Consider the following 8332-nt stretch of genomic DNA (forward strand, 5'->3'; position numbering starts at 1 on the left):
GGCGTTGACGTAATTGAAGCTGGGTTCCCGATATCATCGGACGGTGATTTTCGGGCCGTGAAGGGAATAGCAAAAGAAGTTGACGCTAAAATCTGTGGGCTTGCCAGATGTGTTCAAAAGGATATTGATGCGTGTATTAACGCCGATGTTGATTTAATACATATTTTTATCGGCACAAGCAAAATACACAGGGATTATAAACTAAAGATGAGCAAGGAAGATGTTCTGAATAAAGCCGAAGAGTCAATCCAGTACTGCCTTGACCACGGGTTTAAGGTTCATTTCAGTCCTGAAGACGCATGCAGGACAGAGCTTGATTACCTTATTGAAGTATGCAAACTTGCAGAAAGCAAAGGTGTTGAATATATCAATATTCCTGATACTGTTGGGATTATGACGCCACCGGCGATGCGTTATCTGATTTCTAATTTGAAAAGAAATTTAAAAACAAAGCTTGCTGTCCACTGCCATAATGATTTCGGGATGGCTGTCTCAAATACTCTTGCGGGAATTGAGGCCGGCGCAATGGTTCCTCATGTGACGATTAATGGACTTGGAGAAAGAGCAGGAAATGCAGATCTTGGACAGGTTGTTACAGCCTTAGAGTTGCTTTACGGAATTAAGACGAATATAATAACTGAAAAAATTTGTCAGACTTCAAAGCTTGTAGAGCGTCTCACCGGAATTCGGGTAATGCCTAATTTTCCGATTGTTGGCGATAATGCTTTCTCTCACCAGTCCGGCGTGCATGTGCATGGGATGATTATTAATCCTAAAACTTATGAAGCTATAAATCCCGAGTTTGTAGGCGCGATAAGAAGATTTGTGATAGGCAAACTCGTTGGAGCGCACGGCGTTGAAGAGAAACTGAAGGAGCTTGGAATATCCGCAACGGAAAAACAATTGCAGGAAATAACAGGGAAGATTAAAGAACTTGGCGACATGGGTAAAAAAGTAGTTGAAGAAGATTTGATTGCGATAGCGGAAGACATAACAGGCAGAGTTTCGGATAATGAAAAAATCTTGAGAGTAGTCCGAATCAATGGAAGTATTGACTCAAACAAAAAAGCGTTTGTGCGGGTCATCCTTGAATACCGTGGCGGGAAGGTTAAGTCCGAAAGTAATGGTATTGGTCCTGTTGATGCGGCATTCAAGGCGATAAAAGAAGCCATCGGCGAGAATAAAATTGTTCTTGAGATGTACCGTCTTGATGCAACAACCGGCGGGACAGACGCTCTTTCGGAAGTTACCATCAGAATTAGTAAAGACGAGAAAACGGTTACGGCTAGAGGAGTACACGAAGACATTGTTATGGCAAGCGTTAGCGCGTTTGTTAACGGTTTAAATTGTCTACTATTGGAGTAGCGAAGCATGGGCATTCTACAAAGAACGCCCTTTTTTTATTTGACAATTTTTTAGGTTTTGGTATTCTTGGATTGTTAAAGGAAATTTATGAAAAATCATAAAGGAACGCAAAATTGGTTATTTTCCTTCTTTAGCTTCTTCTTTAAGAAGAGCGTTTTTGATTTCAATTCTAAGAAGTAGGAAATAATAAAGAAAAAGATTGAAACCAAAAACGCTCTCCGCAAGGAGGCGTTTTTAATTAAGCCGGCTTTCGTCGGCAATAGAACCTTAAAAAAATTAAAAAATAAAAAAAACAGGATAAAAACAAAAAAAAATGGAAAAACGAATAAAAAAAGAAGGAGTCGTAAAAATCGGATATCTTGGACCGGAAGGAACTTTTTCCTGGAAAGCGGCGAAAATGTTAGCAAAAAAGTACGGGAAAAATGTAGCTCTTGTACCTTTCCCCACATTTGGGAATGGTTTAGAGATTTTGAAAGGAGGAGAAATTGATAAACTGGTGTTTCCTGTCGAAAATTCTATTGACGGGGGGATTAAGGCAGTGCTTGATACCCTGCAAGAGTTTCCCTCTAAATTTAAAATTGAAAATGAAATGATAGTCCCCATTGGGCAATGGTTATTGGGAATAAAAGGCGCTAAGATTAAAGACATAAAAACCATATATTCAAAACAGGAGGCTCTTGAGCAATGTCAACGGTTTATTCTTGAGAATAAAATTGAGGCAAAATTTACAAGTAGCACAGGGAAAGCCGCTCAAATAATTTCTCATGTAAATTCTAAGGAGCAAGCAGCAATCGGACCAAAATGGCTTACTGAATTTTATAGAGAAATAAGGATTATAGGGAAAAGAGTCGATGATAATCAAAGCAATGCCACCAGATTTATTATATTTGGAAAAAACTCCAGTGAGCCTACTAGAAATGACAAGACTTCAATTATTTTTACGATAGCCAATAAATCAGGGAGCTTAGTGAAGGTATTGGACATTTTTGCCGCCTTAGACATTAATATGACCAAAATAGAATCTCGACCGTCAAAAAAGAAAATAGGAGAGTATGTTTTTTATATTGATATTTCCGGACACAAGAAAAATAAAGATGTAAAAATAGCGTTGAGGGCGATAAGAATGGTGACGGCAAAGTTATTGAAGGTTTGGTCCTATCCGAGACATATAATTTAGTCATATAGCCGAATTTTTATAATTCGGCTGTTTTTTGCTTTTGAAACGGAATAAATCTAAAATAAAATTATGTTGATTGATAGTCATTCACATGTAAATTTTAAAGATTTTGATGAAGACAGGGACGAAGTGATTCGTCGGGTCTTAGATTCCGGAACGCGAATGATAAATGTCGGCACGGATTATGAAAGTTCAAAAAAAGCGATTGAGATAGCGAAAAGATATGACGAAGGAGTGTATGCGAGCGTCGGAGTCCACCCGAGCGAAGTAAATCTAGAAAGCGTAAAGCGTAAAGCGCAAAATGCAAAACAACAATTAAAAGCTCAAAATTTAGACTTTAATAAATTTAAAGAATTTGCGAAGAGCAAAAAGGTGAGGGCGGTTGGGGAGATTGGGTTGGATTATAAGTACTTATCAAAAAATAAGGAGGAAGCTGAAAAAGAAGTAGCTCAGCAGAAAGAATTGTTTTCGGAACAGATAAAGTTGGCGCAGGAATTGAATTTGCCGATGATAATCCACTGCCGAGACGCTTTTGCTGACTTGGTAGAGGTATTGGAAAAAGAAAAGCGGGCGAGGGCGGGCTTCGACTGTTTAGGCGTCGTGCATTGCTTTACCGGCGATCTTAAACAGGCGGAGAAGTTTATTGAAATGGGTTTTTATATCGGTTTTACCGGGATAATTTTTAGAGAAAGTGAAAAAGAAAAACTGGAGGAAGTTATCAGAAACATTCCTCTGGATAAAATTTTGGTTGAAACCGATTGTCCGTTTTTAACGCCGCCGATGGCGGGAGAAAAAAGAAACGAGCCGAGCTTTGTAAAATATGTCGCTCAAAGAATAGCTGAAATCAAGGGAGTCAGTTTTGCACAGATAGCTGAAACTACAACTGAGAACGCCAAAACCCTCTTTAACTTTTAATTAGGGCGGAAATTTGATAAGGTGGGGATATATGAAAGATTATAATCCTAAAGAAATAGAGCAAAAATGGAGGGATTTTTGGCAAGATAAGGAGATTTTTAAGACAAAAGATGGCTCGGGAAAGCCGAAGTTTTATGTTTTAGACATGTTTCCTTATCCTTCAGGAGAAGGCCTTCATGTCGGCCATCCTAAGGGATATATCGCCACTGACGTTGTCGCCAGAATGAAGAAAATGCAGGGATTTGAAGTTCTTCATCCGATGGGTTGGGATGCTTTTGGTTTGCCGGCGGAAAATTACGCCATCAAAAACAAAATTCATCCGGCTGAAGCAGTTGAAAAGAATATTAAAAGATTCAGAGGTCAGATGGATAAAGTCGGTTTTACTTATGATTGGTCAAGGGAAATTAAGACCACTGACCCGGAATATTACAAATGGACGCAATGGACGTTTCTTCAAATGTTTAAAAAGGGATTAGTTTTTCAGTCCTTTGAGCCGATAAATTGGTGTCCGAGTTGTAAAACCGGATTAGCCAACGAGGACTTGGAACAGGGAAAATGTGAGAGATGCGGAAGCGAGATTGAAAGAAAGCCCTTGCGCCAGTGGGTTATAAAAATCACTGATTATGCCGAGCGCTTGCTCGATGATTTGAAATTGCTTGATTGGGAAAATTCAATAATAGAAATGCAGAAAAACTGGATTGGTCGCAGCGAAGGCGTAGAAATCAAGTTCCATGTCTCAAGTTGTAAGTTCCAAATCGAAGTTTTTACCACTCGCTTGGATACTATTTTTGGATGCACCTATGTTGTTATAGCTCCGGAACATTCCTTAATTCAAGAATTGAAATCAGAAATTGAAAATTGGCCGGAAGTTGAAAATTATATTGCAGAAAGCAAAAAGAAATCAGACATGGAAAGAACAGAATTGGCTAAAGAAAAAACAGGAGTTGAATTGAAAGGGATAAAAGCCATCAATCCCTTTAATAATGGAGAGGTTTCTGTCTTTATTTCTGATTATGTTGTCGCCGGTTATGGCACAGGAGCAGTAATGGCAGTGCCGGCCCATGACATGCGCGATTATGATTTCGCTATAAAACACAGTTTGTTGATTAAAAGGGTTATCATTGAAGAAAAGGATGGCGAAAATCAAAAATCAAAAATCAAAAATCAAAATAACAATGTAAAATTAAAAATTAATGCGAGGGAAGATGTTTACGAGGAGGAAGGGACACTTACTGAATCAGGGGAATTTTCTGGTTTGGGAACAGCTGAGGCGAGGGAGAAGATGGCTGATTGGCTGGAAGAAAAAGGTTTTGGCAAGAGAAAGGTAAATTACAAATTGCGAGATTGGGTTTTCTCAAGACAGAGATATTGGGGAGAGCCGATTCCTTTGGTTCATTGCGAAAAATGCGGAGTAGTGGCTGTCCCGGAAAAGGATTTGCCTTTAGAGTTGCCGAAAGTTAAAAATTATGAACCGACCGGGACAGGGGAATCTCCTTTGGCCGGGATTGAAGAATGGGTAAATACCACTTGTCCTCAATGTGGAGGAAAAGCGAAAAGAGAAACGAATACCATGCCTCAATGGGCAGGAAGTTGCTGGTATTACCTCGCATACATAATGCGAGGAATTTCCAATTTTCAATTTCCAATTTTCAAATGTAAAAAAGAATTTGACAATTGGTTGCCGGTTGATCTCTATGTCGGCGGAGCCGAGCATGCCACCCGCCACCTTATTTACGCCCGTTTTTGGCATAAATTTTTACAGGATATAGGCGTTGTCTCTACAGCTGAACCATTTCATAAGTTATTTCACGTCGGCTTAATTATGGCTGAAGACGGAAGAAAAATGAGCAAGCGCTGGGGTAATGTCATTAATCCCGATGATGTTATTGAAGAATATGGCGCTGACAGTTTGCGCCTTTATGAGATGTTTATGGGGCCGTTCAGCGAGGGCATTGCTTGGAATACAAAAGGATTAGTGGGGACAAGAAGATTTTTGGAGAAAGTATGGAAAATAGGACAAGAAACAAGGGACAAAGAACAAGAAACAAACAATGCTCACATTGAAAAACTGATGCACAAGACAATTAAGAAGGTGACGGAGGATATTGAGAATTTTAAATTTAACACTGCAGTCTCTCAATTAATGATTTTAGTCAACGAATTAGAAAAGAGTCCCTTAATACTTAATACTTACTACTTAATACTATTAAAATTATTGGCGCCATTTGCTCCGCATATTGCAGAAGAGTTATGGTCTGTTCTTGGGAACAAGGAGAGTATTTCTCAAGAAGAGTGGCCGAAATACGATCCGGAATTGATTAAGGATGAAATGGTAAGTTTAATAATTCAAATTAACGGAAAAGTTCGCGATAAGGTGGAGGTTGGGGCAGGGAAAACCGAAGAGGAAATAAAAGAAATTGTTTTGACTCAAGAAAAAACACAAAGATGGCTGGAAGGTAAGGAGATAAGAAAAATCATCTTCATCCCCAACAAATTAATTAACATTGTGGTTTAGTGTTGAAGGTTTTAAAATTTAGTCATTAAAAATTGATTAAAAATTAAAAATTAGAAATTAAAAATTCTTTTGCAAAGCAAAAGCTATGTGCGGAATAGTCGGCTATATCGGCAAGAATAATAAAAATATATATTTGGGGTTGGAGGCCTTGAAGCGTTTGGAATATCGCGGTTATGATTCTTCCGGTTTGGCTTTTTATGATCCGGCGAAGAAAGAGATAGTCTGCCTGAAGGCGGCCGGACGGATATCTTCCCTTGAGAAGAAGATAGAAACAAAAGAAAAAGAGGAGAAGAAAGAGATGTCGGGAAATCCATTTATTTTTCATACCCGCTGGGCGACCCATGGAGTTCCCAATGAAACCAACGCTCATCCCCATTTTGATAATCAAAAAAATATTTTTCTTGTTCATAATGGAATCATAGAAAATTACAAAGAATTGAATAAGGCGTTGGCGAAAAAAGGATGTAAATTTGTTTCTGAAACAGACACAGAGGCTTTGGCTCATCTTATTGGTTGTTTTTTTAAGGGGAATTTGGAGGAGGCGGTTCGGAAAGCTTTGAAAATGGTTAAGGGAACTTATGGCCTGGCCGTGATCTCCAAGGATGACCCGGGAAAGCTTGTGGCGGCGAGGAATTCAAGCCCTTTGCTCTTAGCCGTTGGAGACGGAGAATTTTGGATTGCTTCCGACCCTTCAGCTGTTTTGGCTTATTCCCAAAAAGTTATTTTTCTTGAAGATGGGGAAATCGCTGTCATAACCAAAGATGGTTTTTCCGTTTATGACCTGTCCCGCAATGTTGCGGGATCCCGCAAGAATGCGGGAAGGAATCAGAAAAAAGAAAAAGAAATTTCAGAGATAGAATGGTCGCTGGAAGAGGTTCAGAAAGGAGGGCATTCTCATTTTATGTTAAAAGAAATTTTTGAAGAGCCTGACGCCATAAGAAACAGCACCATGGGTCGTTTGATAGAAGAAGACGGCGCAGTAAAATTGGGAGGATTAGAAACAGTGGAAAAAAGATTAAGAGAAATTGAAAGGATTATTATTGTTTCTTGCGGCACTGCTCATTTTGCCGGTCTCGTAGGAGAGTATATGCTTGAAGAATACGCTGGAATTCCGGTGGAAGTTGATACCGGGTCAGAATTCCGCTATCGCAAGCCGATTATTGATAAGAAGACAGCTGTTCTTTATATTTCTCAATCAGGCGAAACAGCTGACACTTTGGCCGCTTTAAGGGAGGCGAAAAGGAAGGGGGTTTTAGTTTTGGGCATTACTAATGTCGTCGGCTCAACTCAAGCTAGAGAAACTGATGCCGGAGTTTATAATCACTGCGGTCCGGAGATCGCTGTTGCATCAACCAAGACTTTTATTTCTCAACTTACTGTTCTGGCCCTTCTTACAGTTTATTTGGGCAGACAGAGAGAGATGTCTTTGGTCATGGGACGAAGGATAGTCCAAGAAATCAAAAAACTGCCGAAATCAGTTGAGAAGATTTTGGAGCAGAAAGATTTGATAAGGAAGATAGCCAGAAAATATTATAAGTTTCCCAGCATGCTGTTTCTGGGAAGGAAATATAATTATCCGACCGCCATTGAAGGGGCGTTGAAATTAAAAGAAGTTTCTTATTTGCATGCCGAGGGCTGTCCGGCCGGAGAAATGAAGCATGGGATAATTGCTCTTATCAATGAAAAATTTCCGACCTTCGCCATTTGTCTTTCCGACAGCGTTTACGAAAAGATGATTTCCAATGTTGAGGAAATTAAAGCCAGGAAAGGCCTTGTCATTGCTTTGGCGACAGAGGGGGACAAAGAAATCAGGAAAATAGCTGACGATGTTATTTATATCCCGAAAACATTGGAGATGCTTTCGCCGATTTTAGCTTCTACGCCCCTCCACCTTTTTGCCGCCTATGTCGGGTTGGAAAAGGGATATGACATTGACAAACCCCGCAATCTGGCCAAATCAGTAACAGTAGAGTAGTTACTATGCGGAACCAAAAAATATGAAAGTAAAAAAATAACTTATACGAACAAATCGATTGAAACATCAATCTATTATCAGGGCGAATATGATGCGGGCGTCACCGAAGTTAATTTTGTCGGTAAAGATTTCCGTGGCGTAGCAGATGGTTATTTGCACCCGTTTTTTCTTGATGAAAACGGAGAAATCTCAGAAATAGAAGTGCTCGTGAAACGTTCAGAGTGGGGGATAAATAACAGATTAACTCCGCCAAAAATGCCAAAAAAGCCGAAGTACAGTGCGAACCCGAAGAGGGTGGCCCTATCGACATGGGAAGAGAGAAATACCTTACCAATAATGATCAAGAATTTTTGTACATTCAACTGGAGGAAAGCGAGAAAAAAGA

At 39.6% G+C, this 8332-nt stretch carries 5 protein-coding genes; all 5 read left to right on the forward strand.

Annotated features, from left to right (window positions below; translation table 11 throughout):
* Positions 1-1365, forward strand: a 1365-nt coding sequence (locus COS96_02350; GenBank protein ID PIU43814.1) for a 2-isopropylmalate synthase, incomplete at its 5' end; no start/stop codon positions are given.
* Positions 1366-1678: 313 nt separating this feature from the next.
* Positions 1679-2542: a prephenate dehydratase gene (locus COS96_02355; protein PIU43815.1), complete on the forward strand. Its 864-nt coding sequence runs from the start codon at positions 1679-1681 to the stop codon at positions 2540-2542.
* 69 nt (positions 2543-2611) lie between these two features.
* A complete protein-coding gene (locus tag COS96_02360; GenBank protein PIU43816.1) occupies positions 2612-3457 on the forward strand; it encodes a hydrolase TatD in 846 nt (281 codons plus the stop codon).
* A gap of 31 nt (positions 3458-3488) precedes the next feature.
* On the forward strand, positions 3489-5972 hold the full coding sequence (locus COS96_02365; protein ID PIU43817.1) for a leucine--tRNA ligase: 2484 nt from the start codon (positions 3489-3491) through the stop codon (positions 5970-5972).
* 85 nt (positions 5973-6057) lie between these two features.
* Positions 6058-7947 carry a glutamine--fructose-6-phosphate transaminase (isomerizing) gene (gene glmS / locus COS96_02370; protein PIU43818.1) on the forward strand — a complete coding sequence of 630 codons (1890 nt, stop codon included), beginning with the start codon at positions 6058-6060 and terminating at the stop codon, positions 7945-7947.
* Positions 7948-8332 lie beyond the last annotated feature (385 nt).

It is taken from the genome of Candidatus Nealsonbacteria bacterium CG07_land_8_20_14_0_80_39_13, from assembly GCA_002779355.1.
Lineage (GTDB): Bacteria > Patescibacteriota > Minisyncoccia > Minisyncoccales.

What these genes read in the sequence shown, in the direction of transcription:
- COS96_02355 (PIU43815.1), top strand. Translation starts at nt 1,679, where the DNA reads ATGGAAAAACGAATAAAAAAAGAAGGAGTCGTAAAAATCGGATATCTT.
- COS96_02360 (PIU43816.1), top strand. Translation starts at nt 2,612, where the DNA reads ATGTTGATTGATAGTCATTCACATGTAAATTTTAAAGATTTTGATGAA.
- COS96_02365 (PIU43817.1), top strand. Translation starts at nt 3,489, where the DNA reads ATGAAAGATTATAATCCTAAAGAAATAGAGCAAAAATGGAGGGATTTT.
- glmS (PIU43818.1), top strand. Translation starts at nt 6,058, where the DNA reads ATGTGCGGAATAGTCGGCTATATCGGCAAGAATAATAAAAATATATAT.